The sequence below is a fragment of the Rudanella lutea DSM 19387 genome, from assembly GCF_000383955.1.
Lineage (GTDB): Bacteria > Bacteroidota > Bacteroidia > Cytophagales > Spirosomataceae > Rudanella > Rudanella lutea.
The window spans coordinates 497,090-520,046 of sequence record NZ_KB913013.1 but is presented as its reverse complement, the minus strand read 5'-3'; the positions used below and the strand labels follow the sequence as shown (position 1 = coordinate 520,046).

General features: G+C 55.3%; 23 protein-coding genes. 11 read left to right on the top strand and 12 right to left on the bottom strand.

Translation table 11 applies throughout. The features are described 5' to 3' along the window. The first annotated feature begins 7 nt into the window (after positions 1–7). From ccoN to RUDLU_RS0102305, 6 genes are all read left to right on the top strand, one after another. Positions 8–2,206 (top strand): cytochrome-c oxidase, cbb3-type subunit I, encoded by a 2,199-nt coding sequence (gene ccoN / locus RUDLU_RS0102330; RefSeq protein ID WP_019986734.1) that lies wholly within the window; start codon positions 8–10, stop codon positions 2,204–2,206. 92 nt (positions 2,207–2,298) lie between these two features. Continuing rightward, entirely contained in the window at positions 2,299–2,469 is a 171-nt protein-coding gene (locus RUDLU_RS29985) for a hypothetical protein (RefSeq protein ID WP_019986733.1), read from the top strand. 10 nt (positions 2,470–2,479) lie between these two features. Beyond that, entirely contained in the window at positions 2,480–3,304 is an 825-nt protein-coding gene (locus RUDLU_RS0102320) for a cbb3-type cytochrome c oxidase N-terminal domain-containing protein (RefSeq protein WP_019986732.1), read from the top strand. Positions 3,305–3,317: 13 nt separating this feature from the next. Further along, positions 3,318–4,805: a cytochrome c oxidase accessory protein CcoG gene (gene ccoG, locus RUDLU_RS0102315; RefSeq protein WP_019986731.1), complete on the top strand. Its 1,488-nt coding sequence runs from the start codon at positions 3,318–3,320 to the stop codon at positions 4,803–4,805. A 60-nt stretch (positions 4,806–4,865) separates the two neighbouring features. Further along, positions 4,866–5,294 carry a FixH family protein gene (locus tag RUDLU_RS0102310; protein WP_019986730.1) on the top strand — a complete coding sequence of 143 codons (429 nt, stop codon included), beginning with the start codon at positions 4,866–4,868 and terminating at the stop codon, positions 5,292–5,294. Next, positions 5,291–5,986, top strand: coding sequence for a sulfite exporter TauE/SafE family protein (locus tag RUDLU_RS0102305; protein WP_019986729.1), 696 nt, complete (start codon positions 5,291–5,293; stop codon positions 5,984–5,986). Before RUDLU_RS0102310 ends, RUDLU_RS0102305 begins: the two co-directional genes overlap by 4 nt. 310 nt (positions 5,987–6,296) lie before the next feature. Here RUDLU_RS0102305 and RUDLU_RS0102300 read toward each other — a convergent pair whose 3' ends face one another. Beyond that, positions 6,297–6,587 carry a YbbN family protein gene (locus tag RUDLU_RS0102300; protein WP_019986728.1) on the bottom strand — a complete coding sequence of 97 codons (291 nt, stop codon included), beginning with the start codon at positions 6,585–6,587 and terminating at the stop codon, positions 6,297–6,299. Positions 6,588–6,771: 184 nt separating this feature from the next. Between RUDLU_RS0102300 and RUDLU_RS0102295 the strand changes: the two genes are divergently transcribed. The 4 genes from RUDLU_RS0102295 to RUDLU_RS26810 all read left to right on the top strand — a co-directional run bounded on the left by RUDLU_RS0102295 (position 6,772) and on the right by RUDLU_RS26810 (position 11,640). After that, complete coding sequence (locus RUDLU_RS0102295; protein ID WP_019986727.1) at positions 6,772–8,376, top strand: sensor histidine kinase; 1,605 nt, start codon at positions 6,772–6,774, stop codon at positions 8,374–8,376. Next, a complete protein-coding gene (locus RUDLU_RS0102290) occupies positions 8,354–9,406 on the top strand; it encodes a response regulator (RefSeq protein WP_019986726.1) in 1,053 nt (350 codons plus the stop codon). The genes RUDLU_RS0102295 and RUDLU_RS0102290 overlap by 23 nt, the downstream gene beginning before the upstream one ends. Positions 9,407–9,515: 109 nt before the next feature. Further along, a complete protein-coding gene (locus RUDLU_RS26815; RefSeq protein WP_019986725.1) occupies positions 9,516–9,926 on the top strand; it encodes a hypothetical protein in 411 nt (136 codons plus the stop codon). A gap of 157 nt (positions 9,927–10,083) precedes the next feature. Then, a complete protein-coding gene (locus tag RUDLU_RS26810; RefSeq protein WP_019986724.1) occupies positions 10,084–11,640 on the top strand; it encodes a PAS domain-containing sensor histidine kinase in 1,557 nt (518 codons plus the stop codon). A gap of 237 nt (positions 11,641–11,877) precedes the next feature. Here the strand turns inward: RUDLU_RS26810 and RUDLU_RS0102275 are convergent, their stop codons facing one another. From RUDLU_RS0102275 to RUDLU_RS0102260, 4 genes are all read right to left on the bottom strand, one after another. Continuing rightward, positions 11,878–12,489, bottom strand: a complete 612-nt coding sequence (locus RUDLU_RS0102275) for a biliverdin-producing heme oxygenase (protein WP_019986723.1) — start codon at positions 12,487–12,489, stop codon at positions 11,878–11,880. Then, complete coding sequence (locus RUDLU_RS0102270; protein ID WP_027302683.1) at positions 12,486–12,917, bottom strand: response regulator; 432 nt, start codon at positions 12,915–12,917, stop codon at positions 12,486–12,488. Before RUDLU_RS0102270 ends, RUDLU_RS0102275 begins: the two co-directional genes overlap by 4 nt. Positions 12,918–12,920: 3 nt before the next feature. After that, a complete protein-coding gene (locus RUDLU_RS0102265; protein WP_019986721.1) occupies positions 12,921–15,161 on the bottom strand; it encodes an ATP-binding protein in 2,241 nt (746 codons plus the stop codon). A gap of 219 nt (positions 15,162–15,380) precedes the next feature. Then, a complete protein-coding gene (locus RUDLU_RS0102260) occupies positions 15,381–16,148 on the bottom strand; it encodes an SDR family NAD(P)-dependent oxidoreductase (protein ID WP_019986720.1) in 768 nt (255 codons plus the stop codon). A 168-nt stretch (positions 16,149–16,316) separates the two neighbouring features. Here RUDLU_RS0102260 and RUDLU_RS0102255 point away from each other — a divergent pair, with 168 nt between their 5' ends. Further along, positions 16,317–17,285, top strand: coding sequence for a glycosyltransferase family 2 protein (locus RUDLU_RS0102255; RefSeq protein ID WP_019986719.1), 969 nt, complete (start codon positions 16,317–16,319; stop codon positions 17,283–17,285). 220 nt (positions 17,286–17,505) lie between these two features. Here RUDLU_RS0102255 and RUDLU_RS0102250 read toward each other — a convergent pair whose 3' ends face one another. From RUDLU_RS0102250 to RUDLU_RS0102220, 7 genes are all read right to left on the bottom strand, one after another. After that, the gene (locus RUDLU_RS0102250; RefSeq protein ID WP_027302682.1) at positions 17,506–17,937 is read right to left on the bottom strand and encodes a BrxA/BrxB family bacilliredoxin; all 432 of its coding nucleotides are present in this window, start codon (positions 17,935–17,937) and stop codon (positions 17,506–17,508) included. A 47-nt stretch (positions 17,938–17,984) separates the two neighbouring features. Continuing rightward, a complete protein-coding gene (locus tag RUDLU_RS0102245) occupies positions 17,985–18,311 on the bottom strand; it encodes a DUF59 domain-containing protein (protein WP_019986717.1) in 327 nt (108 codons plus the stop codon). A 43-nt stretch (positions 18,312–18,354) separates the two neighbouring features. Then, complete coding sequence (locus tag RUDLU_RS0102240) at positions 18,355–18,783, bottom strand: SufE family protein (RefSeq protein WP_019986716.1); 429 nt, start codon at positions 18,781–18,783, stop codon at positions 18,355–18,357. After that, positions 18,780–19,079 carry a type II toxin-antitoxin system RelE/ParE family toxin gene (locus tag RUDLU_RS30555; protein ID WP_083940508.1) on the bottom strand — a complete coding sequence of 100 codons (300 nt, stop codon included), beginning with the start codon at positions 19,077–19,079 and terminating at the stop codon, positions 18,780–18,782. The genes RUDLU_RS0102240 and RUDLU_RS30555 overlap by 4 nt, the downstream gene beginning before the upstream one ends. Further along, positions 19,058–19,249, bottom strand: coding sequence for a hypothetical protein (locus RUDLU_RS0102230; RefSeq protein ID WP_019986715.1), 192 nt, complete (start codon positions 19,247–19,249; stop codon positions 19,058–19,060). Before RUDLU_RS0102230 ends, RUDLU_RS30555 begins: the two co-directional genes overlap by 22 nt. Positions 19,250–19,268: 19 nt before the next feature. Further along, positions 19,269–20,504: a cysteine desulfurase gene (locus RUDLU_RS0102225; protein WP_019986714.1), complete on the bottom strand. Its 1,236-nt coding sequence runs from the start codon at positions 20,502–20,504 to the stop codon at positions 19,269–19,271. Positions 20,505–20,836: 332 nt separating this feature from the next. Beyond that, the gene (locus tag RUDLU_RS0102220; RefSeq protein WP_019986713.1) at positions 20,837–22,924 is read right to left on the bottom strand and encodes a thioredoxin domain-containing protein; all 2,088 of its coding nucleotides are present in this window, start codon (positions 22,922–22,924) and stop codon (positions 20,837–20,839) included. Positions 22,925–22,957: the final 33 nt, after the last annotated feature.

Sequence of the window (22,957 nt, the reverse complement as noted above, 5' to 3'; positions counted from 1 at the left end):
TACCTTTATGAATGTTTCGCAGCAACCCCCTACGATCATCTCAGCCGACCGAACCCAGCTTGGGCGAGGTCAATCTCCCGACGTGGAGCATTTCAGCTACGACAACGCCATTGTCCGCAATTTCGCCATTGCCACCATTATCTGGGGTATTGTCGGAATGCTCGTGGGGGTGCTCGTAGCGACGCAGTTGTTTGCACCAGCGGCCAACCTCGGCAATCAGTACACCACCTTCGGGCGGATTCGGCCGCTGCACACCAACGCGGTCATTTTTGCCTTTGTGGGCAACGCCATTTTTATGGGCGTGTACTATTCACTTCAGCGGTTGTGCAAGGCCCGGATGTTTTCGGACCTGCTGAGCCGGATTCACTTCTGGGGCTGGCAGGCCATTATTGTGGCGGCCGCCATCACCCTGCCGCTCGGCCTGACTACCTCGAAAGAATACGCCGAACTCGAATGGCCCATCGACATAGCCATTACGCTCATGTGGGTGGCTTTCGGGGTCAATATGTTCGGTACCATCATCAAACGCCGGGAGCGTCACCTGTACGTAGCCATCTGGTTCTACATCGCTACGTTTATCACGGTGGCCGTGTTGCACCTGGTGAACTCGATGGAGATGCCCGTGAGCCTGTTCAAAAGCTACTCGCTTTACGCCGGTGTGCAGGATGCGCTCGTGCAGTGGTGGTATGGTCACAACGCGGTAGCGTTCTTCCTGACTACCCCGTACCTGGGCATGATGTACTACTTCCTGCCCAAAATGGCCAACCGCCCGGTGTATTCGTACAAACTGTCGATTCTGCACTTCTGGGCCCTTATTTTCATCTACATCTGGGCCGGGCCGCACCACCTGCTGTATAGCTCACTGCCCGACTGGGCGCAGTCGCTCGGTGTGGTGTTCTCGATTATGCTCATCGCGCCATCGTGGGGGGGTATGATCAACGGTCTGCTCACGCTGCGGGGTGCCTGGGACAAAGTGCGGGAAGATGCCATCCTGAAATTCATGGTGGTGGGTCTGACGGCCTACGGTATGGCCACGTTTGAAGGCCCGATGCTGTCGCTCAAAAACGTGAACGCCATTGCGCACTTCACTGACTGGGTGGTGTCGCACGTACACGTAGGCGCCCTGGGCTGGAACGGCTTCCTGTCGTTTGCCATTCTGTACTGGCTCATTCCACGCATGTACCACACCCCGCTGCACTCGAAAAAACTGATGAATGTGCACTTCTGGATTGGTACGCTGGGTATTCTGTTCTACGCCGTGCCGATGTACATCTCAGGCTTCACGCAGGGTATGATGTGGAAAGAGTTTACGCCCGATGGCGTGCTCAAATACCCAAGCTTCCTCGAAACCACGCTTCAGATTCTGCCCATGCACAAAATGCGGGCCCTGGGTGGCGGTTTGTACCTGATCGGGGCTATCGTGATGGCGTACAACCTCTTCAAAACGATGGCTGCCGGCTCGCTGACGGCCAACGAACCCGCCGAAGCCCCCGCTTTGGCCAAAGCGTACACCCCAACGGGTACCGATACCTACTGGCACCGTTGGTTTGAGCGTAAGCCTATGCCGCTGCTGGTTGGCTCACTCGTGATGATCCTGATTGGCTCACTCGTCGAACTCGTGCCCACCTTCATGGTGAAGTCCAATGTGCCCACCATCGCGTCGGTACAGCCGTACACACCCCTTGAGGTGCAGGGCCGCGACCTGTACATCCGCGAGGGGTGCGTGAACTGCCACAGTCAGCTGGTGCGGCCATTCCGGTCAGAAACCGAACGCTACGGCGACTACTCGAAAGCAGGTGAGTTTGTGTACGATCACCCCTTCCTGTGGGGCTCGAAACGCACCGGACCCGACCTGCACCGCGAAGGAGGCAAGTACCCCGACTCGTGGCACTACCACCACATGCGTGAGCCCGAGTCTATGTCGCCCGGATCGGTTATGCCCGCTTACCCGTGGCTGTTGACCCAGCAGCTCGACGTATCGACCACCTCGGCCAAGATGCGCGGCCTGAGCAAAGTAGGGGTGCCGTACGATGATACCGCCATCGCCCACGCCAACGCCGACCTGAACAAGCAGGCGCAGGAAATCAGCGACCGTCTGGCCAAAGAAGGCATCAAGGTGCAGTCGGATCGGGAGATCGTTGCCCTGATTGCATACCTGCAACGGTTAGGTACTGACATTAAGAAACTCGAAACCGCCAGCAATTAACGAATGATACGGGATGAGCGATGAGTGGTTTGTGGCGGACACTTTCCGGTCATCGCTCATCAATCATCGTTCATTACTCCTCATACAAAGCCATGTTTAAGCAATTCATTTCCAAGATGCCCGGTGCCGACGTTTACCTCGTCACTTCGTTTCTGATCTTTCTGGTCTTCTTCATACTGGTGGGGCTGTACCTGTTTTTTATCGACCGCAAGTACGTAGACCATATCAGTCGCTTGCCACTGGACGATTCTCTCGATGCTTAACCTTCAAATTATGAATACCCATTTGTTCAATAGCCTGGTGCTGATGGTGGCACCCGAGACGTCGTCGTTCTGGAAACTGCGCGATGGCGAAGACCTGCTGATGGTTACGATTCTGCTGCTGGTACTGGCCGGTTGCGTGGTGCTGGCGGTGGTGTCGCTCATGTTGTTCTACAAAATTCGGGCGATGCTGAACCCGGCCGCCGAGGCTCAGGAAAGCAAAACGTTCTGGCAACACCTCACCGGCCTGAAACCCCTGAGTCAGGAGCGCGAGCTGATGATGGAACACGCCTACGATGATATCCATGAGCTCGACAACCCAACCCCGCCCTGGTTTATGTATCTCTTTTACGGTACCATCGGATTTGCGGCTGTGTATCTGGCCATTTTCCACGTCTTCAAAACCGGCGACGATCAGTTGCAGGAGTACACGCAGGAGGTTGCTATTGCCGAGCAGCAACGCGAAGAGTACATTAAGAAAGTAGCGGGTTCAATCAACGAAAATTCGGTGACGGTACTCAAAGATGCCAAAAGCATTGGCGATGGGCAGGTGCTGTACACCCAATACTGCACGGCTTGCCACGGTGCGAGTGGTGAAGGTAAAGTGGGGCCGAACCTCACCGACGAATACTGGCTGCACGGCGGCAGTGTGAAAGCTATTTTCCACACGGTAACCGAAGGGGTACCCGAAAAAGGCATGATTTCCTGGAAAAAGCAGCTGAATCCGCTGCAAATCCAGCAGGTTTCGAGCTATATCCTGTCGTTGCAGGGAACCAAACCTGCCGGTGCCAAAGAGCCTCAGGGCGAAAAAGAAGCGACACCCGTTGCTATGAATTAACCACTCAACAACCATGGAAAGTAACGTAGTACCTCCTCCTCAAAGCTTCCGCGACCGGGTGCCCATTGCCGATTCGAAAGGCGAACGGCGCTGGTTGTACCCTCGCGCACAGAGTGGCCGGTTTACCCGCTGGCGTACCGTTGTTGCCTGGGTACTGTTGGCTGCTTTGTTTGCCGGACCGTTTATCTGGGTCGACGGACACCCGTTGTTCCTGTTCAACGTGATGGAGCGGAAGTTTATCTTCTTCGGGGCTACGTTCTGGCCGCAGGACTTTCACCTGGTTGCGATTGGGTTGCTCACGTTTATCACGTTTGTGGCCTTGTTTACGGTAGTGTATGGTCGGGTATGGTGCGGTTGGGCTTGCCCGCAGACCATCTTTATGGAGATGGTATTCCGCAAGATCGAACACCTGATCGAAGGCGATTACAAGGCCCGGCAACGGCTGGATGCCGGGCCCTGGACGCCCGAGAAAGTTCTCAAAAAAGGACTGAAACACAGCGTCTTTTTTCTTATTTCGTTTATCATCAGCAACACCTTTCTGGCCTACCTGATCGGGCGCGACGAGTGGTTGAAGCTGATCACCGACAACCCAGCCGAGCACCTCGCCGGTTTGTCGGCCATGCTCATTTTTACGGCGGTTTTTTACCTCGTATTTGCCAAGCTCCGCGAAATCGTTTGCTCCACCATCTGCCCCTATGGCCGGTTGCAGGGCGTTTTGCTCGACAAAAGCTCGCTCGTGGTGGCTTACGATTATATCCGGGGCGAACCCCGTGGCAAAAAGGAACGAGCCACCTCGCCCGCACAACCCGACGGCTGGAATGCTGTAGAAGAGGCTCTCAAATTGAAAGCAGGAGCGGCCCCTACAGCGCCCGCTTCGACACCCAAAGCCAAAGGCGATTGTGTCGATTGTAAGTTGTGTGTTCAGGTGTGCCCTATGGGTATCGACATTCGCAATGGTACGCAACTGGAGTGTATCAACTGCACACTTTGTATTGACGCCTGCGATCAGATCATGGACAAGATTGAGCGCCCCCGGGGCCTCATCCGTATCGACTCGCTCAACGGCATTGAAAAAGGTAAGCCTACCCGGTTCTCGGGCCGTATGGCCGCGTACACGGGCGTGTTGCTCGCCCTGATTGGCGTACTGGTGTACCTGATGGTAAGCCGCACGGCCCTCGAAGTAACCGTGCTGCGCGCACCGGGTCAACTCTATCAGCGCGAGGCAGGCAACCTGGTGTCGAACCTGTACCTGGTTGAGCTGGTCAACAAAAGCTACGACGCCCGGACGGTACAGTTTCGGATCACCAACCCCGACGCCAAACTGCGGTTTGTGCAACCCATAACCAAAGCCCCCGCCAACGAACTGGCCAAGGGAACCTTCTTTATTCTCTTGCCGGAGTCATCGATTCAGATGGCGAGCACTCCGCTCCAAATCGAAGTGCTGTCGGACGGCGAAGTTGTTGATACGATAAAAACGACCTTCCTGGGTCCAATGAAATAAAACACCGGCTGGCGGGGCTGCGGTACTACCGGCCCCGCTGGTCATTACCACAACAAACCTATGAACTGGGGAAAAAGCATTGTGCTCACCTTCGTTGTGTTTGCCGGTTTTATCGGTAGCATGGTTTTCTGGATGACCCGTCAGCGCGTCGACCTCGTTCGCGATGATTACTATCAGGATGAAATAAAATACCAGCAGCACATTGATCGGGTGGCCAACACGGCCCGACTGGCGGCTCCGGTTAGCATGACCTACGAGGCCACCCGGCAAGAGGTCGCGTTTACGCTGGCTGCCGCCGTCAAAAAAGGCGAAGTGACCTTTTACCGCCCCGCCGACCGTCGGCTCGATGTGCATCAGACCCTCATGGCAGGCCCTGCCGGTGCCCGAGCGGTATCGACCGCCAGGCTGGCGAGCGGCTTCTGGAAAGTGCAGATCAGCTGGTCGGACGGTGAACATGAATACTACGCCGAAAAAGAACTGGTATTATGAGTACGTGGTGGTGGGCAGCGGCATTCCTGACGGGCCTGGCGGGTAGCCTGCACTGCGTAGGCATGTGTGGTCCACTGGCGATGGCCCTTCCGCTGGGGCGGTTGCCGCAGCACCAACGGCCGTGGGGTTTGCTCACCTACCAGCTCGGCCGACTGTCAGCCTACGGGCTGTTGGGTGCCGTAGTCGGTCTGGTGGGGCAGGGGCTCTGGCTGGTCAATCTGCAAGGCCCCGTGTCGATCGGATCGGGGCTACTGCTGTTGATCTGGGGGTTCAGCGGTCGGGCACACGGGGGCGTAGCGAGTTCGCTTACGCACAGGCTGGGGCTGTCGGTGCTGATGGCCCGGTTGCTTACGCAGCCACGCCTGGGGGCGTTTCTGGGGCTGGGTTTCCTGAACGGGCTGTTGCCCTGTGGGCTCATTTACACCGCACTCACCGGCACACTTGTGAGTGCAAGCCCACTGGCAGGCATGACCTATATGCTTCTTTTCGGCCTCGGTACGTTGCCGGCCTTGGTGGGTATCCGCACGCTGACGGCCTATCTCACAGTGCCTCTACGTCAGCGACTTACCCGCGCCCTGCCCGTTGCTACTATTCTGGTGGGCGTGCTTTTGCTCATTCGGGGACTGAGTGTGTACCCGCACTGGATCGACAAAGCCGCCCCTGATAAGCCCATTCCTGTCTGTCACGGTTGAGTGACGGGGTGGGGGCGCGGTTGGCCGACGCCGAAGGTTGGCAGAAAAGACGTATCCGGCCAATATCAGAGCCCCAAAGGGGCGTAACTTGTTTAGGGTTACGCCCCTTTGGGGCTCTGATATTCGGTTTAGTTTCCGGGTTAGCTACCCACACTGAGCCCCTAACGGGGCATTCAAGGGGGAACTTGGGTCAAAATCATCAAGACCTTGAAAGTCCAGATTGTCAAGCCAAACAACGGAGCGTCGGCCGCTAAAAACCACAAACCACAAACCACAAACTATAAACCATAAACCATAAACTAAGCCTTCCTCAAACCACCGAGGGGGAGGTGGTTTCGGGCAGGCCTTCCTGCCGCCATAGTTCGATGCCCTGCCGGATCAGGACAAAGGTGGGTAGTTGCGTAATCTCAAAGCTCCGGAAAATGTCTGGATGAACGGCCTCATCGAGCTTCATCACCCGAACTCCAGTGCCCAGATGCCCGCGTAGCCGCTCGATCAATACCTGCACCGATGGGCGTAGAGTCGCATCGACAGGCATAAAAATCAGCAGAACGGCCGCCGAGGTATCCGAAACATGCGTTTTTTTACGGTCTGGATTCATGGGAAATCAAAGCTACAACCCGGGTTCGCCCGGGCGAATTCAGGGATAAAAATACGAGCCAGGGTAGTTTTGGGTATATGACTTTTATCAGGCAATTGACTAATCGTTTCCCCGGTGACCAGATTCGGCGTAATTTGCAACCTCAAACACTCAGTTGATTACTCACAGATACCGCCTTTACAGTATGCTTACTGGCTTGTACACCAATACATTGACCGATCTGTTGTTTGAGCAGGAAGATGATTTTCTGGGCGTATTTGACCTGGAGCAAAACCGGTACGTGCGTATCAATCAGGCGGGTATCCGGTTGTTGGGCTACCCCTCAGAGGAACCCTTGCTACAGCAGACCGGGCCCTGGTTCCGGCAGGAGCCCCTCTCGGCAGAGGGGCAGCACGAGGCCCTGGCCCGATTGCTTCAGGTGGGTGCACACGAAGAAGAAGCCGAGATGGTGCGGCACGACGGGTCTACGTTCTGGGCGCGGCTTACCATCACCCTGTTTCCCGAAGGCAAGCTGGCGCTGGTCCGACTCGTAAACCGCGAGCAACTGCACCGCACCGAGCGCGAGCTGAACCACAGTGTCCGGCGCTACGAGGCTATCTTTTCAAACGCGACCATCGGCATCATTGTCTCCGACCAACAGGGGCGGGTTGTGTCGGCCAATCAACTGGCGGATCAACTGTTTGGGTACGAAGAAGGCGAGCTCGTAGGCCTATCCATTGAGCAACTTGTGCCCGATTCAGTGAGTCATCAGCACGAAAATCTCCGCAAGTCGTTTAACCGTAACCCGCAGGTTCGGCCCATGGGGCACAACCGCGATTTGCACGCGCAACGCAAAAACGGCACGCTGTTTCCGGTCGAGATTAGCCTCAGCTACTTCCGGCTCGATCAGGCCCTGTACGCCGTGGCCTACATTATCGACATTACGTTTAAGCGCGAAGTGGAGCGGCAACTGCTCGAACAGAAAAGCCAGGTGGAGCGGCTCAACGCCGAACTGGAACAAAAAGTGGCCGACCGCACGCACGCGCTCATGAATACGCTCGAACAGCTCGAACAATCGAAAGATGAGCTGGCGCAGGCTCTCAAAACGGAGCGCGAACTGGGCGAGCTGAAATCGCGCTTTGTCTCGATGGCATCGCACGAGTTTCGCACGCCACTCACGGCGGTACTCAACGCCACCACCCTGATTGAAAAATACCCCGAGGGCGATCAGCAGGAGAAGCGGCTCCGGCATCTGCACCGGATTCGGGCGTCGGTGAAGCATCTCAACGATATTCTGGAGGAGTTTTTGTCGGTCGGTAAACTCGAAGAGGGTAAAATTGTGGCCCACCCGGCGCGGGTCAGTCTGCCCCAACTGGTTACCGAAACCGTAGCCGATATGCACAGCATGCTCAAAACCGGGCAGGTAGTGCATACCGACCTGGACTGCCCGAAACCGATCTGGCTCGATCCTTCGCTGCTCCGCAAAATGATTGTCAACGTGCTGTCCAACGCCATCAAGTACTCAGGCGAAGGCTCCGAAATCGCTATTCGGGCAACCTGCCAGGAGGGGCAGCTGACCATGACGGTTACTGACCAGGGCATTGGTATTTCGCCCGATGACCAGCAGCATCTGTTTGAGCAGTTTTTCCGGGCCAAAAACGCAATTAATGTGGCCGGTACGGGCCTTGGGTTGCATATTGTGGCCAAATACGCTGAACTGATGCAGGGCTCGGTGCAGTTGCAGAGCGAACTTAACAACGGAACGACTATCACCCTTATTCTCCCTTATGAAGACCATCCTCTTGATTGAAGATAACGAGGCTATACGCGAAACCACCGCCGAAATTCTGGAGTTAGCCAACTACAACGTGCTCACGGCCGAAAACGGTAAGGTGGGCGTAGAAAAGGCTCTGGCAACCCGGCCCGACCTGGTTATCTGCGACATTATGATGCCCGTGCTCGATGGCTACGGGGTATTGCAGATCTTTAATAAGAACCCGCAGCTGTCGGGCGTGCCGTTTATCTTTCTGACCGCCAAAACCGAGCGTACCGATTTCCGTAAAGGGATGGAACTGGGGGCCGATGATTACCTCACCAAGCCGTTTGAAGAAAGCGAACTCCTGAGCGCCATTGAGGGCCGGCTAAACCGGTTTCAGCACATGCGCCCGGCTTACGATCTCCAGCAAAACGGCCTCGACCAGTTTCTTGACGATGCCCGCAGCACGGCCAATCTGGAAAGCCTTTCGGCCGACCGTAAGGTGCATGCCGTTCGGAAAAAGCAGTATCTGTACACCGAGGGCGACGAACCAACCCGTTTGTATTTCCTGAAATCAGGCAAAGTAAAAACCGTACGGACCAATGCCGACGGTAAAGAGCTCATTACGGGAATCTATAACGCGGGTGAATTTTTCGGATATCTGGCCCTGCTCGAAGACCGCGAATACACGGAGTCGGCGGTGACCATCGACGACTCAGAGCTGGTGTATATTCCGCAGGCCGATTTTCAGCAGCTTTTGCTGGCCAATCAGGACGTTAGCCATCAGTTTATTCAGTTGCTGGCCGGGCGCGTGGGCGAGCGGGAGCAGCAGCTGGTGGGCATGGCGTACCATTCGCTCCGTCGGCGGGTGGCCGATGCGCTCCTGTGGCTACACAGCCGGCAGCCCCAGTCGGGGCCGGGCCTGATTCAGCTCTCACGCGACGATCTGGCTTCGCTTGTCGGTACGGCAACCGAGTCGCTTATTCGCACCCTGAGCGAGTTTAAGCAGGATGGCCTGATCGAAATGGTGGGGTCGAGTATTCGGGTGGTGCAGGCTGAAAAGCTCCGCCGGGCCAACTGGTAAGCTAATTTTTTACCAACCTGACCAACATCAGGTCAGAACCTAATCGGTCTCATTCGGGCAGCGGATGGGGCCGATTAGTTTTGTGGGGTAATTAATCGTCAACCGGCGCATGAAGACTGCCCTCTATCTCACGAATTGTACAGCCGATGCCTCGCAGATCCTGCATCGCTGGTCCTCGACCGACGAGCCCGTGCGGCTCACGGTTGTGTATCCGTACACGATCGAAACAGGTCGGGCTTTGACCAAAGATTCGTTTCATCAGGCTAAAAATCAGGCCGAAACCCGCCTGCAAGGCTGGGCCACCCAACTGCCGCAGGTATGGCCGGGTGAGGTGCGTACCGAAACCCTGCTGGCCGAACCCGAACTGGCGGCTACCCTTCATCTGCTGCTGCGGGGCTACGACTATATGCTTGTCGACGATGAGCAGCTGGGCCTTTCCGAGGCTGCATCGGCACTGTTAACCCAGACTCAGACGCAACTTTGCCAGCTATGCGGGCAGCGTACGTATGCTGCCGTATAGAGGGGAAAGTAGATCGCCGAAGGGTCGATAGACCCGTGTGTTGACCCCAAAGTAGTTTTAGCGCACGAATCCGGGCGAGTGGGTAGGTAAAAAATCCCGTGCTCCTTATATTGTCGATCAATTTGGAGCCAACAGCGATAAACCGACTCAACGATCCTTGTTATTCAACCAGACTCACCGACACGCTGACGGTGAGAACATACCAAACCAACGGGCTTCTTTCTCGTCAGCGGGGCTGATCGGAGGGATTTTCGACGCTACCCCGGGCTATATAGCGTACTGTGAACCGGTTGATGGCCCGGATACCGGGGCGATAGACGACTGGGTTGTTCGGGTAGCCAACGCCCGGTTCAGCACGCTCGTGAGTTGGGTTGAGGGGCCGGTAACGGGGCAAACTCTCCGGGATTTGTTTCCCAATCTGGTACCCGCAGGTCATCTGGCACACTACACCGCTGCGTTTCTCCAGAAGCAAGCCGTCTCCTTCGAGTTTTCATACACGATCGACACCGAAGAAACCTGGTTTCTGGCCGGGGCTGAGCCATTTGGTAATGGGCTGGTGCTGTCGTGGACGGATATCACCTCCCAGAAAAAAGCCGCTGCCGATGGGCCGCTTTCGCCTGTTGTGCAGGCAATTCTGGATTATTCGCAGACAGCCGTCGCCCTGCACGAAGCCGTGTACAACGATGATTCTCAAATTGTTGATTTTCAGACATTACAGGCCAACGGGCAGGCCTTGGTTAACTGGGGCGAACGAGGGCAGGCCCGGCTCCGTGAATCCCTGTTGACGATCGAGCCCGAAGCCCGCGAATCGGGTGAGTTCGATCGGCTGGTGCGGGTGGCTACCACCGGCGAACCCGAATCGTATGAACTGGCTTACAACGACCGGCTGTATGCCGTGACCGTTGCCCGCGCCGACAAAGGTGTGGTGACCTCTGCCGTCGATATCACCATCGACCGGCAGTACCGGCATCAGCTTGAGGCCATGAACCAAAGCCTGCGGCAATCCAACGAAAACCTCCAGTCGTTTGCTTACGTGGCTTCGCACGATTTGCAGGAGCCCCTGCGTAAGATTCAGACGTTCAGCGATATTCTACAAAATCAATTTGAAGATAACCTGTCGGACGGTGAGCGCGACATGACCCGCCGGATTCAGAAATCAGCCCGGCGGATGCAGATGCTCATCAAAGACCTGCTCGCGTACTCGCAGTTGGCGGGTCGGCGGGAAGCCCATCAGCCTGTTCGGCTCAATGAGATTGTTAACGAGGTCGTGAGTGATCTGGAAATAGGTATTTCGGAGAAAAAAGCGACGATAGAAGTGGCGGCTTTGCCCGTGGTTCGGGGTAGCGCCTTCCGGTTACGCCAACTGATGCAGAACCTGCTGGCCAATGCGCTTAAGTTTGCCGGGGCCAACCGCCCGCCCGTGGTACAAATAAAAGCCCGGCAGGCCACACCCGCCGACCTGCCTGACGATTTGCCCCGTTCCAACTCGTACTGGCTCATCACCGTGACCGACAACGGTATCGGGTTCGACGAGAAGTACAAAGGTCGTATCTTCCAGCCATTCCAGCGGCTACACGACCCGGCCGATTACACAGGTACGGGCATTGGGTTGGCTATTTGCCAGCGGGTGGTCGAAAGCCACGGTGGGGCAATCGACGTGAGCAGCATTCCAGACGAGGGTACCACGTTTAAAGTATTTCTGCCTGTCGATTAAGTGAAAGAATAATGTACAATGGGTAGTGAATAATGAAAATTCAGTATTGGACATTCGGACTTCAGACACTGGACGTTAAACTCACTACCTTTATATATGGAGGTCTAACGTCTAATGTCTAACATCTAATGTCCAGTACTCAGTAATGAATAATGGAAAAAGGCTCAATGTGCTGGTTGTCAGCCTTTCACTATTCATTCTACATTGTACATTATACATTTGATTTTGATTCAGCACTTAACACACGCTGGTATCGGCTGGGAGATGGCCAAATACCTGAGGGGCTGTATACCCAAAGATTTTGCGGTAACAATCAAAAGCCTGCTGGGCAGCGGCTACAACGGCATCGGCATCGGGGGCACCTTGCGCAAAGGCAAACTCGCCAAACTCACGCCATAACGGCCCCGTATGCATACCATAGCCCCGGTAAAAGCGGGCACTGTGGAGCAGGGGTTGCAGGGCTTCGCTTTGTTCCAAATAATGCCAGACCGTTTTGCCGCCCAGCATGGAGCCTTCGCCCACATACGCAGCTCCGAGTAGTTGAACCGGGCTCCAGCCTGAGAATACCGGTTGGGGAAAAGCAGGTAGCGACAATTGAACGGTTTCCAGATCGGCCCGAAGCCACTCTGTTTTTCGGCGGGTATCGGGCCGGTAGTCCGAGAAAAAAGCCGGCTCGTTGTCGATGGCGGCTTCGAGCGCCTGATGAAAAACGCCGTGGGTCAGCAACAGGTGCCGGTACTGATCGGTCGACAAGGTGCCCGACCGGAGCGCATCGGTATAGAGCAGTTGTTCGGTTTCGATATGGTGTGGGCGCGTTTCGTCGCGCAGACGCAGGAGCAGCTCGTTCATGGGTGGTCAATTTGGGCGTTATCGTCCAACCAAAAATGGCAGAGCCGCCGGAGCAGGGCCCCGGTTTCAGGATAACTGCCCGGTTTTACGATGTAGGCGTTGGCCCCGGCTTCGTAGGCCTGCCGAATATCGCTTGGGTTGTCGGAGGTACTGTAGGCAATGATGGGCAGCAGGCGGGTGCGTTCGTCGGTACGCGCCCACCGCAGCACGTCAATACCGCTGATACCCACCAGATTAATGTCGAGCAACACCAGTCTAGGTAAAGACATAGTTCGGTGAGGCTCTGCCCCCTCGGCCGAGAGGTACCGGATCGCGTCCGAACCGCTTGTTAGAATTGTGTACTGAAGCGGACGCTCCAACTTGTTCAGCAATCGTCTGAAGACCTCCACGTCGTCGGGATTGTCTTCAACGTATAAAATGTCGGTCATAACTTACTGAGCCTGAGCGCCAGGTAACGAAACAAAAAAAGTGGCTCCCCGATTCAACTCACTGTGGTACCATATTTTGCCGCCGTGCCGATTGATAATCCGCTTCACGATGGCTAATCCCACGCCCGTGCCTTTGTACGGACGCGCGTTTTCGAGCCGTTTGAACAAGTCGAACATTTTGCCCGCTTCTTTCATATCGAAGCCAATTCCGTTGTCGGAAACGGTATAGATCACTTCGCCGTCGACCTCGTGCCCTTTTACGTGAACCAGTCCCGACGGAACCGACCGGGTGTATTTGGCGGCATTGGAAATCAGGTTGGTAAACAACTGGGTAATCATCACCGGGTCGGCGTGCAGAGGTGGCGTTTCGCCGATCAAAATGGCCAGAGATCGGTCTTTTTCCACAACCAGAATCTCCTCCCGGATGGTTTGCAAGAGGCCGTTGGTGTTGATTGGCTGCTTTTTAATATCGACCCGGCCCATGCGCGAGTAGTACAGAATGTGCCGGATCAGGGCCCGCATCCGGTCTGTCGAGTCGATTACCTTCTGAAACAGCACCTGTGCGTCGGGGTTAAAATCGGCGCGGTACTCTTCGAGCAAAATTTCGGTGTAACAGCGAATCGACGAGAGGGGTGTCCGCAAATCGTGCGATACCGTGTAGCTAAACGCATCGAGCTCTTCGTAGGCTGCCTGCAAACGCTGGTTCAGTAACCGGATCTCGTTGGCCTGCCGGGTTACAATTTGTAGAATGTCCTCGCGGAGTTTGACGGCGGCTGCTACCTCGGCCTCGGTCCAGGGTTCCGAGGTGTTCCGAACCAGTTCGGTCCAGGCTTCAAAGCTCTTGCGGGGGCTAATCTGATGTTGCCCGTTGGGGTTTACGGTGACGGGTTTGTCGGGATTCCCGGCCCATGTCACCTGCTGAATCTGTTCGGGCTTAAACCAGAGCAGGTATTCGTTCATTTCTTTCGACAACACAATGGCCAGCATACCGGCGCCCGTGTCACGAAACGTTTCGGCGGGCGGATACAGGCTGGCTAAGTGATTGGTTTCCAAAAATGAGTCGGTTTCGATCGACTTGAGCCACTCTGTCAGGTTGTTGATGGCGGCCTCATCGGGTGTTTGGCCGAGCCGGTACTGCTGGTTGTTGAACAGCAGCACCGCACCCGTAGCCGAGGTGAGGTCGAGGGCCGTAACCGGGTGCCGGGTCAGGGCGCGTACTACGTCTTCGTCGGACCGTAACTGACTATTCAGATGTTGCCCGTTTTGTCGGCTTAGTTTGAGCAGTTGGCTGTCTTCCTCATCTTTCCGAAACTCCAGGGCGGCCGAGAGCAACTGACTCACAAACCTGGCGGCTTGCCGCGCGCTGAAGTCCACAAACCGGGGTGAGTAGTGATGGCACGACATAAGGCCCCATAGCTCGCCCTGATACAGCAGCGAAATACTCATCGACGCACCCACGCCCATGTTTTTGAGGTACTCGATGTGCACGGGCGATACTGCCCGCAGCACCGAATGAGTTAAGTCGACGGGTTGGTCGGCGGGCCACTCAGGCAGCGACAGAATAGGGGCGGGGCTGCTACCAACATCGGCAATGATCCTGACCAGATTGGTTTTGTAGAGTTCGCGGGCCTGCCTTGGTATATCGGAAGCCGGATAGTGGAGACCCAGAAAGGGCTCCAGATGCTCTTCTTTTTCTTCGGCAACCACCTGACCGTGCCAGTCGGGAGCAAACCGGTACACCATGACCCGGTCGAAGCCGATGATGGTTTTTACCCGCCGGGCGGTATTCTGGAGCAACTCAATCAGTTGGCGGCTCGATTGCATCTCGGTGAGGGCCTCGGCAATGAGTCGCTGATTCATAATCTGCTGGGTGCTCTCACCCACGGGCTCCCATTCGAGTAAAATCAGGCCGTTATGTTCGTGGACGATCAGGTTCCAGGATCGCCCGCTGAACTGAAGCCGGTAGGGATTAATGGTATCCCAGGCTTTGTTACGCTGCCCCACATTGAGCAGTTCGATCAGGGTCGAGGTGGGTAAATCGGTATGGGCCAGCAGGGTGTCAATGGGTTGACCAAGCACTTCGGCTACAGGTCGACCAATGAGGTCGGCAACATTGGCACTGACGTGGACAATGGTATAGTTTTCGGGTAAAATACCGACCAAATAGCCATGCCCCTGGACATGACCCAGAATATGGATAGGCTCCTGCTCGCAATTGGTCAGGTCAACGTCCTGAAAAGTCATTCTAACGGAGTTGTGTGGGCTATCCGGTAAACCGAAGAGCCGAGAGTAAGTTATACGGTGGGCAATATACGTTATTTGGCTTAAGTATATAAATAATATAGATTAATCTAATTGAATGGGACGGGGGAATGAGTGAAAGAGCGAAAGAGTGAAAGAGCGAAAGAGTGAAAGAGTGCGAGGGAGGCCTCCTTTTCATTCACTCATTCGCTCTTTCACTCTTTACTTCCGATACAACGTCGTGGCGGCTGCCTGGGCACTGGCCAGAATGGTCAGGTCGGCAATGGTGACGTGGGCGGGAGCGGTTACGGCATACACAATCGTATCGGCAATGTCGTTGGCCGTTAGCGGCTCAAATCCTTCGTACACTTTGGCTGCGCGTTCGGTATCACCTTTGAAGCGGACTACCGAAAATTCGGTTTCTACAGCGCCGGGCGCAATATTGGTCACTTTGATGCCGTGCTGGGTGAGGTCGAGCCGCATGCCCGTGCTGAGGGCTTCTACGGCTGCCTTGCTGGCGCAGTACACGGCCCCGTTGGCGTACGTTTGTTTGCCGGCAATGGAGCTGATATTGACAATATGCCCCCGGCCCCGGTCAACCATACCGGGAATAACGGCCTTCGAGACGTACAGAAGTCCCTGCACATTGCCGTCGATCATCTGATCCCAATCGGCCACGTCGCCATCCTGAATGGCCGATAACCCGTGGGCATTACCCGCATTGTTCACCAGAATATCCACGAGCGGGTGGCCGTCCTGCTGCCAGTCGGCGGGTAAGCTCAACAGGGCATTCTCGACACCCTGCCGGTCGCGCACGTCAAACGTAAGCGTAGTAACCGGCGTTTGGGGGGCAAAAAGATCGGTAAGTTCGGTGAGCCGGTCGGTACGGCGGCCGCACAGGATAAGGCGGTAACCGAGTGCCGCGAAGGCTTCGGCGGTAGCGCGTCCAATGCCCGATGTGGCACCGGTAATGAGAGCAGTGCGTGTCATGGTTTGTCGTTGGTTAAGACCGTCAAAGCTACGATCTAAATATACTTTGGCCCAAATATTGCTCGCTTATCAACACATGCTGTTGTCCTGGTCTTCTTTTTCCACGACTAAGCGTTGCCCCGTTGTTCAACCGGACAGACACCAACCCTACATTAATCGCTACACGTTATGATTCCTGACTTTTCGGTGGTCGTGCCTACAAGCCAAAAAACCACCCACCTTCTGAAATGCCTCGACGCATTGAGTCGTCAGCGGCTGCCCCACGGGCAATTCGAAATTATTGTAGTCGATGACGCCAACGACCGTGCTACGGCCGAGGCTGTTCGGTCGTTCACGCAAGTTTTCGGTATCGAGGCCCGATACCTGAGCCAGCCCCGACGGCGCGGAATTGCGGCCGCCCGTAACCGCGGCTGGCAAGCGGCCCGGGGACGAATCATCGCCTTTACCAATGAAGATTGTGAGCCGCAACCTGATTGGCTTTCGGCGGCCTGGACGTGTTTCCGCCGGGGGGCGCAGGTGGTTTCGGGACAGATGCGCACGGCCCCGTCGGCCCGCTTGCATCCGTACGGGTATGCCCCTGCATTTGCCGAAAGTGGCGATTTTACGGTGGCCAACTGTTTTTGCCTGCGCACGGCTATTCACCGCGTAGGTGGGTTTTCGGAGGAGTTTGGGATTACCTGGTATGAAGACAATGACCTTCAGTTTCGGCTTATTCGTAAGGGAATTCCGATTGCCAAGTGTCCCGAAGCTGTAGTGTTGCATCCGTCACAGCCTACGCGTTCTATTCTGGAAGAGGAGCGCCGACGGTCGTATGATGCCCTTTTGTACAAGCGTCATCCTGATTTATACCGGCAGCGGATGCCCCACTCGCGTATGCAAACGGCGCACTATGCCGGCGTGGTGCTGAGTGTGTCGGCGGTGCTGGCTGGGGCGCTGAGCGGTCGGTTCGACCTGGCGTCGCTGGCACTTGGCGTGTGGGTGTTGCTTACCGCCGATCTGTTCTGGAAACGCCTGCCCGCCGGGCCGATAACCTGGCAGGGTGTGAAACAGGCCGCGACTACCGCCATAGCAACACCTTTTCTCTCGGTCTACTGGCGCCTGTACGGGTCTGTGAAGTACCGGGTTCTGTACCTGTAGCGCGCAGTATAGTGTCGACTGTGTGAGGTATTTCGACAACAGTTTATCCGCTTATTTATACAGTTGCTTTTTAACGTGCTGAAAATAAGGGCGAAACGGTGCGCCGTTGGGTAGATTTCTGATTAAAAATTACCCTCGCAAGCTGCTCTTCGTACCTATAAAAAAAGCCGCCGGACAGACCTGTTGATCTGCCCGGCGGCTTTGTGTACTCGGGTATCGGTTACGCCTGTTGGGGCGTGCAAAACTCTTCGAAAGCCATTTCGAGGTGCTGGGCAATCATCTGCGCCGAACGCCCTTCGATATGGTGGCGCTCAATGAAATGCACCAGTTCGCCATTCTTGAAAATGCCAATAGCGGGAGACGATGGGGGGTAGGGCAGCAGATATTCCCGCATCCGGGCGGTTGCTTCTACATCGCCCCCGGCAAAAACCGTAACCAGTTTATCGGGCTTGATGCTGCTATTGGCCAAAGCGGCTTTTACGCCGGGACGGGCCGCACCCGCTGCACAACCACATACCGAATTGACCATAACGAGCATAGTGCCTTGATCGTCGTTCATTGCTGTGTCAACTTCCTGCGGGGTTGTTAATTCCTGAAACCCTACGCTGGTGAGGTCCTGACGCATGGGGACCAATAAGTGAGGAGGATACATAAACAGTTTAAGTTTATTGTTAACAGTTTTACAAGTTGGGGTTGGATCTACATAAAACCCAACTCGAGTTTTGCCACTTCCGACATCATTTCGGTCGAGTAGGGCGGGTCGAACGTCAGCTCAACGCTCACGTCGTTTACACTGTCAATCTCGCGTATTTTCTGCTCAATCTCACCCGGCAACGAACCCGCCGAGGGGCACGAGGGCGAAGTAAGGGTCATGAGCACGTACACGTTATTGACAGGGAAAATTTTGATGTCGTAAATCAGTCCCAGTTCATACACGTCGACCGGGATTTCGGGGTCGTACACGCTTTTCAGCGCCAGTACCACCTGCTCTTTCAGCTCGGCTTCGGTTAATGTCGATACAGACATGGTTGGTCGTTTAATGGTTTTGGTTTGGTTGGTTGGGCGGGTATTACTGCGCCGTAGCTGCGTACTCTCGACCGTACTCTTTCATTCGTTGTAACATGGAAGCAAGGCCCCCAGCCCGGCGCGAGGTGACCAGACTACCCATGCCCACCCGGTCGATGAAGTACAGGTCGGCCTGCGCGATGTTTTCGGGCTTTTCGTCTGACAAGACCCGAATCAGCAGACTGATCAGCCCCTTCGAAATCTGGGCGGTGGGCTCGGCGTCGCCGTAAAAATGAAGCGTATCGCCCTGAAGCTCAGCGCCCAGCCACACCTTCGATTGGCAACCCATAATCCGGTTTTCGTCGGTCAGGTATTGTTCGGGCATGGCGGGCAGTTTTTTGCCCAGATCAATGATGTACTGCGTTTTATCGAGCTGATCGTCGAAAAGATCAAACTCTTCAATGATCTCGTCCTGTTTTTCGTTGATTGTCATTGTAATTTACTAATGTCGCTGGCTGAGTGCCGAATTGCGATGATCGTAATGACGTCGTTCAAAAAAATGTAAAGTACTCGATACCGACCAACCTGAATTTCACGAAGATGCTTTACGCTCTTTTCTGGGACTATTCTACCCATTTCCGGGAAGCGAACCAGCAGAGACAGTTTGTTGTCTAATAACTCGCCCCATTCCTGAACGTATCGCAGTGAAGACCTGGATAAAAAATGGAGTACATCTCGAAGGTCTTCTCGGGCTTCTTCACGCCAAATTATTTCTGTGCCTGTATCCAATGACGCATTTCGGCCATTACATCGGCGTGAGTACTTCCTTTCTTCTGGTCAATTTCTTCCATAGCCCGTTCGTAACGGTCGAGAATGATGAGCCGTTCCACAGCTTCATCTAAACTTATTTTCTCTGGTAGGTTTTGGAAGGATTCCAGAATAGTTGCCGTAGAGAGCATAGTACACACTTGTTTAAGATCAAGCCATCATGTTTTGCACGCGTCGGATACCCGCTACGAGCCGGTCGATTTCTTCTTTGGTGTTATAAACCGCAAATGAGGCCCGTGTGGTTCCGGCAATGCCCAATCGGCGCATCAGGGGCTGGGTACAGTGATGGCCCGTCCGAACGGCGATCCCCATCTGATCCAGAATAACGCCCGTGTCCTGATGGTGAATACCGTCGAGTACAAACGAAACCACACTTATTTTTTCCTTCGCCTGCCCCACAATCCGTAAGCCCGGCATATCGGACAGTTGCGCGCTGGCATAATCGAGCAGTTCGCCTTCGTAGGCGGCCATGTTCTCTTTTCCCAGCGACTCCATGTACTCGATCGCCGTCCGAACCGCAATCACATCGGCAATGTTGGGTGTACCGGCTTCGAACTTATAGGGAAGCTCATTGTAGGTCGTTTTTTCAAACGTGACTTCCTTAATCATTTCACCCCCTCCTCGGTAGGGCGGCATGGCGTCGAGCAGGGCTTTTTTGCCGTACAACACGCCCATACCCGTAGGCCCGTAGAGTTTATGGGCCGAGAAGACATAGAAATCGCAGTCGAGCGCCTGTACATCGAGGGTGATGTGCGACGATGCCTGTGCCCCGTCAATCAGGACCACGGCACCCACGCGGTGCGCCAGATCGACAATCGTTTTGACCGGATTGATGGTACCCAGCGCGTTTGACACGTGCACGACCGACACAAACTTGGTACGTTCCGACAGCATCTTCTCGTACTCGTCGATAAGCAGGTCGCCGTTGTCGTCAATCGGAATTACGTTCAACACGCAGCCTTTCTCTTCGCAGAGCATTTGCCAGGGCACAATATTCGAGTGGTGCTCCAGGGTTGAAATGATGATCTCGTCGCCTTCGTTCAGGAATTTACGGCCGTAGGTTTGGGCCACCAGATTGATACCGTCGGTAGTGCCATAGGTAAAGATCACCTCCTCAACATGCTGAGCGTTCAAAAACGACTGAACCTTCTGACGGGTTAGCTCAAAATCGTGCGTAGCCCGCTCGGCCAGTGTATGGATACCCCGGTGGATGTTGGCGTTGTCGTGCTCGTAATAGTGCGACAGTGCATTCAGTACCGAAACGGGTTTCTGGTTAGTGGCCGCATTATCAAGATACACCAGCGGCTTACCGTTGACCATCTGGTCGAGAATCGGAAAGTCCTGCCGAACACGCTGAACATCTATAGGGCTAAGTACGGATTGCATAAGTAGTGGAGCAGAATTAAATGTATAATGAACAGTGTGAAATGTATAACGAAAGGCCTGTTTGTCAACAGGTAACCCAGTTATTCATTAGTCATTCTACATTGTACATTCACTTAAGTGGCTGTTAGATAATAAAGTAGCAGGGAGGTGTCGAGCCGTTGAGCAAACCAATGCCCCACGCCGACCAACCAGGTAACCGTTGCACACGCAAAGTTACTGCATGTACCGATAACAAGCCGGGCGGCTAAAAGGTGCTTAAAAACCGCACACTCTTGCCTCATTTTATCCCTGCTGAGCGTAATTAACCATTGATTGAATGACGCTGGTTGCGTTTATAGCAGTTTAATAGCCTCAGCCACACTCGTAACCGGCAACTGGCAGGCTCGGTCATGACACACGTAGATAGTCGTTTGACCGTCGCGCATGGTTCGGTCGCGGAGCAGTGGTAAATCCGATACACAGGTGTTGGGTGTGTTGCAAACAAGCCCACAGAATAGGACGCCCGTGGTCAGGTGGCTTTCCAGCTCGCGTCGGTAGGCGTCGGCTTCGGGTCCGATAATTGCAATCTCGACCGAGGGGAGCACCCGGCGGGTGTACAGGGCGGCCCAGTTGGTGAGGTAATCGGGGTTCTTTTCGAGCAGTGGCCCAATCCGGCCCAGCATCCGGTCGGCCAGTTCGGCGTAGGCCGGTCGGTCGAGCAGGGTGCTGAGGGTAAGAAGGTTACCCGCCATGATGGAGTTGGAAGCCGGCACCACATTGTCGAACAGCTCTTTGCGCCGGGCAATGAGGTCTTCGGCGTTTTTGTCGGTGAAAAACAGGAGCGGGTCACTGTCGGTATCGGCAAAGTTTCCGAGCACGTATTGGGTGAGGGCATCGGCTTCGCGGAGCCAGCTTTCGGTGAACGTAGCCTGGTACAAGGCCAGTAGCCCGTCGATCACGGCGGCATAATCTTCCAGAAAAGCGGCCTGTTTGGCCCGGCCGGGGGCGTCACCGTTTTTCTTGTACGTGTGCCACAACCGCCCCGGTTCGGCGTTCCGATTGCGTTTGTCGCGCATGTTGTGCAACAGAAAATGGGCCAGTCGTAGGGCAAGGGTTAAAAAATGGGGCTCGGCAAAAGCCCGGTAAGCCGAAACTAGCCCTTTAAGCATCAGCCCGTTCCAGGAGCACAGTATTTTGTCGTCGAGGCCGGGCCGGATGCGGGTTGCGCGTACGGCCATCAGTTTCTGGTGGGCTCCGGCAAGCATCTCGTGCAACTCGGCCACGGTCCAGTCGGCGCGTTGGGCAAACTGTTCGTCGGTGAGGGTGCGGTGCAGAATGTTGCGCCCGGTTTTGCCGTGACCGGTTTCATGCTCCCAGTTGCCGTCTTCCTCAATAGAGTACAGATCGGCAAACCACTCAAAATCGGAACCCAGAATGTCGCGGAGTTCGGCCGTGGTCCAGGTATAAAACTTGCCTTCTTCGCCCTCGCTGTCGGCGTCGAGGGCCGAGTAAAACCCGCCTTCGGGACTCAGGAGTTCGCGCTGCGCAAACGCAATGGTTTGATACACTGTCTGTTTGTAAAGCGGATTGCCCGTAACGCGCCAGGCATCGGCATAGAGGCTCAGGAGTTGCCCGTTATCGTAAAGCATTTTTTCGAAATGCGGGGCAAACCAGTCTTCATCAACCGAGTACCGGGCAAATCCACCGCCCGACTGATCGTAGATACCACCCAGGGCCATCCGGTCGAGGGTGAGCGTCAGCTGATTCAGGGCGCGTTCGTCGGCGGTGAGTTGGTGGTAAGCGAGCAGAAACGTGTAGATGCTGGGCATCGGAAACTTGGGTGCCCGGCTCAGGCCGCCTTTCTCCCGGTCGAATTTGGTGGCAACCTGTTCAAACAGGGTCTCGGCCACTGCCTGCCGGTACTGCGGGCTGCTATCGGTCAGGCCAAAGCGCACGCTATCGCTCAGGTTGAGTTCATTGGTAAACCCTTCGGCCGATTCGATAAGTTGATCGCGGTGCTCGTCGAAAGCATTGCGTACGCTCACCAGCAGGTTTACCCATTGTTGCGGGGGCAGGTAGGTAACCCCGTAGAACGGCCGGGCGTCGGGTAGTAAAAACACATTGAGGGGCCACCCTCCGCGCACGCCCATCGCCTGCACGGCATCCATGTAGATAGCGTCTACATCGGGCCGCTCCTCCCGGTCGACTTTAATACACACAAACCGTTCGTTCATGATGGTGGCAATCTGCTCGCGTTCAAACGATTCGCGCTCCATCACGTGGCACCAATGGCAGGCCGAGTAGCCAATACTCACGAGAATGGGTTTGTCTTCCCGAACGGCTTTGGTCAGGGCATCTTCGCCCCAGGGGTACCAGTCGACCGGGTTGTGTGCGTGCTGAAGCAGGTAAGGGCTGGTTTCGTGGGCTAATCGGTTGGGCATGTTCTACAGGCATTAGATCCTGTAGGCATAACC

Excerpts from the sequence above, each read along its gene's own strand:
- RUDLU_RS0102250 (WP_027302682.1), bottom strand. The coding sequence starts at position 17,937 with ATGTATCCTCCTCACTTATTGGTCCCCATGCGTCAGGACCTCACCAGC.
- ccoG (WP_019986731.1), top strand. The coding sequence starts at position 3,318 with ATGGAAAGTAACGTAGTACCTCCTCCTCAAAGCTTCCGCGACCGGGTG.
- ccoN (WP_019986734.1), top strand. The coding sequence starts at position 8 with ATGAATGTTTCGCAGCAACCCCCTACGATCATCTCAGCCGACCGAACC.
- RUDLU_RS0102245 (WP_019986717.1), bottom strand. The coding sequence starts at position 18,311 with ATGTCTGTATCGACATTAACCGAAGCCGAGCTGAAAGAGCAGGTGGTA.
- RUDLU_RS0102290 (WP_019986726.1), top strand. The coding sequence starts at position 8,354 with ATGAAGACCATCCTCTTGATTGAAGATAACGAGGCTATACGCGAAACC.
- RUDLU_RS0102320 (WP_019986732.1), top strand. The coding sequence starts at position 2,480 with ATGAATACCCATTTGTTCAATAGCCTGGTGCTGATGGTGGCACCCGAG.
- RUDLU_RS26815 (WP_019986725.1), top strand. The coding sequence starts at position 9,516 with ATGAAGACTGCCCTCTATCTCACGAATTGTACAGCCGATGCCTCGCAG.
- RUDLU_RS0102225 (WP_019986714.1), bottom strand. The coding sequence starts at position 20,504 with ATGCAATCCGTACTTAGCCCTATAGATGTTCAGCGTGTTCGGCAGGAC.
- RUDLU_RS0102295 (WP_019986727.1), top strand. The coding sequence starts at position 6,772 with ATGCTTACTGGCTTGTACACCAATACATTGACCGATCTGTTGTTTGAG.
- RUDLU_RS0102240 (WP_019986716.1), bottom strand. The coding sequence starts at position 18,783 with ATGACAATCAACGAAAAACAGGACGAGATCATTGAAGAGTTTGATCTT.
- RUDLU_RS0102255 (WP_019986719.1), top strand. The coding sequence starts at position 16,317 with ATGATTCCTGACTTTTCGGTGGTCGTGCCTACAAGCCAAAAAACCACC.
- RUDLU_RS0102300 (WP_019986728.1), bottom strand. The coding sequence starts at position 6,587 with ATGAATCCAGACCGTAAAAAAACGCATGTTTCGGATACCTCGGCGGCC.
- RUDLU_RS0102265 (WP_019986721.1), bottom strand. The coding sequence starts at position 15,161 with ATGACTTTTCAGGACGTTGACCTGACCAATTGCGAGCAGGAGCCTATC.
- RUDLU_RS29985 (WP_019986733.1), top strand. The coding sequence starts at position 2,299 with ATGTTTAAGCAATTCATTTCCAAGATGCCCGGTGCCGACGTTTACCTC.
- RUDLU_RS0102275 (WP_019986723.1), bottom strand. The coding sequence starts at position 12,489 with ATGAACGAGCTGCTCCTGCGTCTGCGCGACGAAACGCGCCCACACCAT.
- RUDLU_RS0102310 (WP_019986730.1), top strand. The coding sequence starts at position 4,866 with ATGAACTGGGGAAAAAGCATTGTGCTCACCTTCGTTGTGTTTGCCGGT.
- RUDLU_RS0102305 (WP_019986729.1), top strand. The coding sequence starts at position 5,291 with ATGAGTACGTGGTGGTGGGCAGCGGCATTCCTGACGGGCCTGGCGGGT.
- RUDLU_RS0102260 (WP_019986720.1), bottom strand. The coding sequence starts at position 16,148 with ATGACACGCACTGCTCTCATTACCGGTGCCACATCGGGCATTGGACGC.
- RUDLU_RS0102270 (WP_027302683.1), bottom strand. The coding sequence starts at position 12,917 with ATGACCGACATTTTATACGTTGAAGACAATCCCGACGACGTGGAGGTC.
- RUDLU_RS0102230 (WP_019986715.1), bottom strand. The coding sequence starts at position 19,249 with ATGCTCTCTACGGCAACTATTCTGGAATCCTTCCAAAACCTACCAGAG.
- RUDLU_RS0102220 (WP_019986713.1), bottom strand. The coding sequence starts at position 22,924 with ATGCCCAACCGATTAGCCCACGAAACCAGCCCTTACCTGCTTCAGCAC.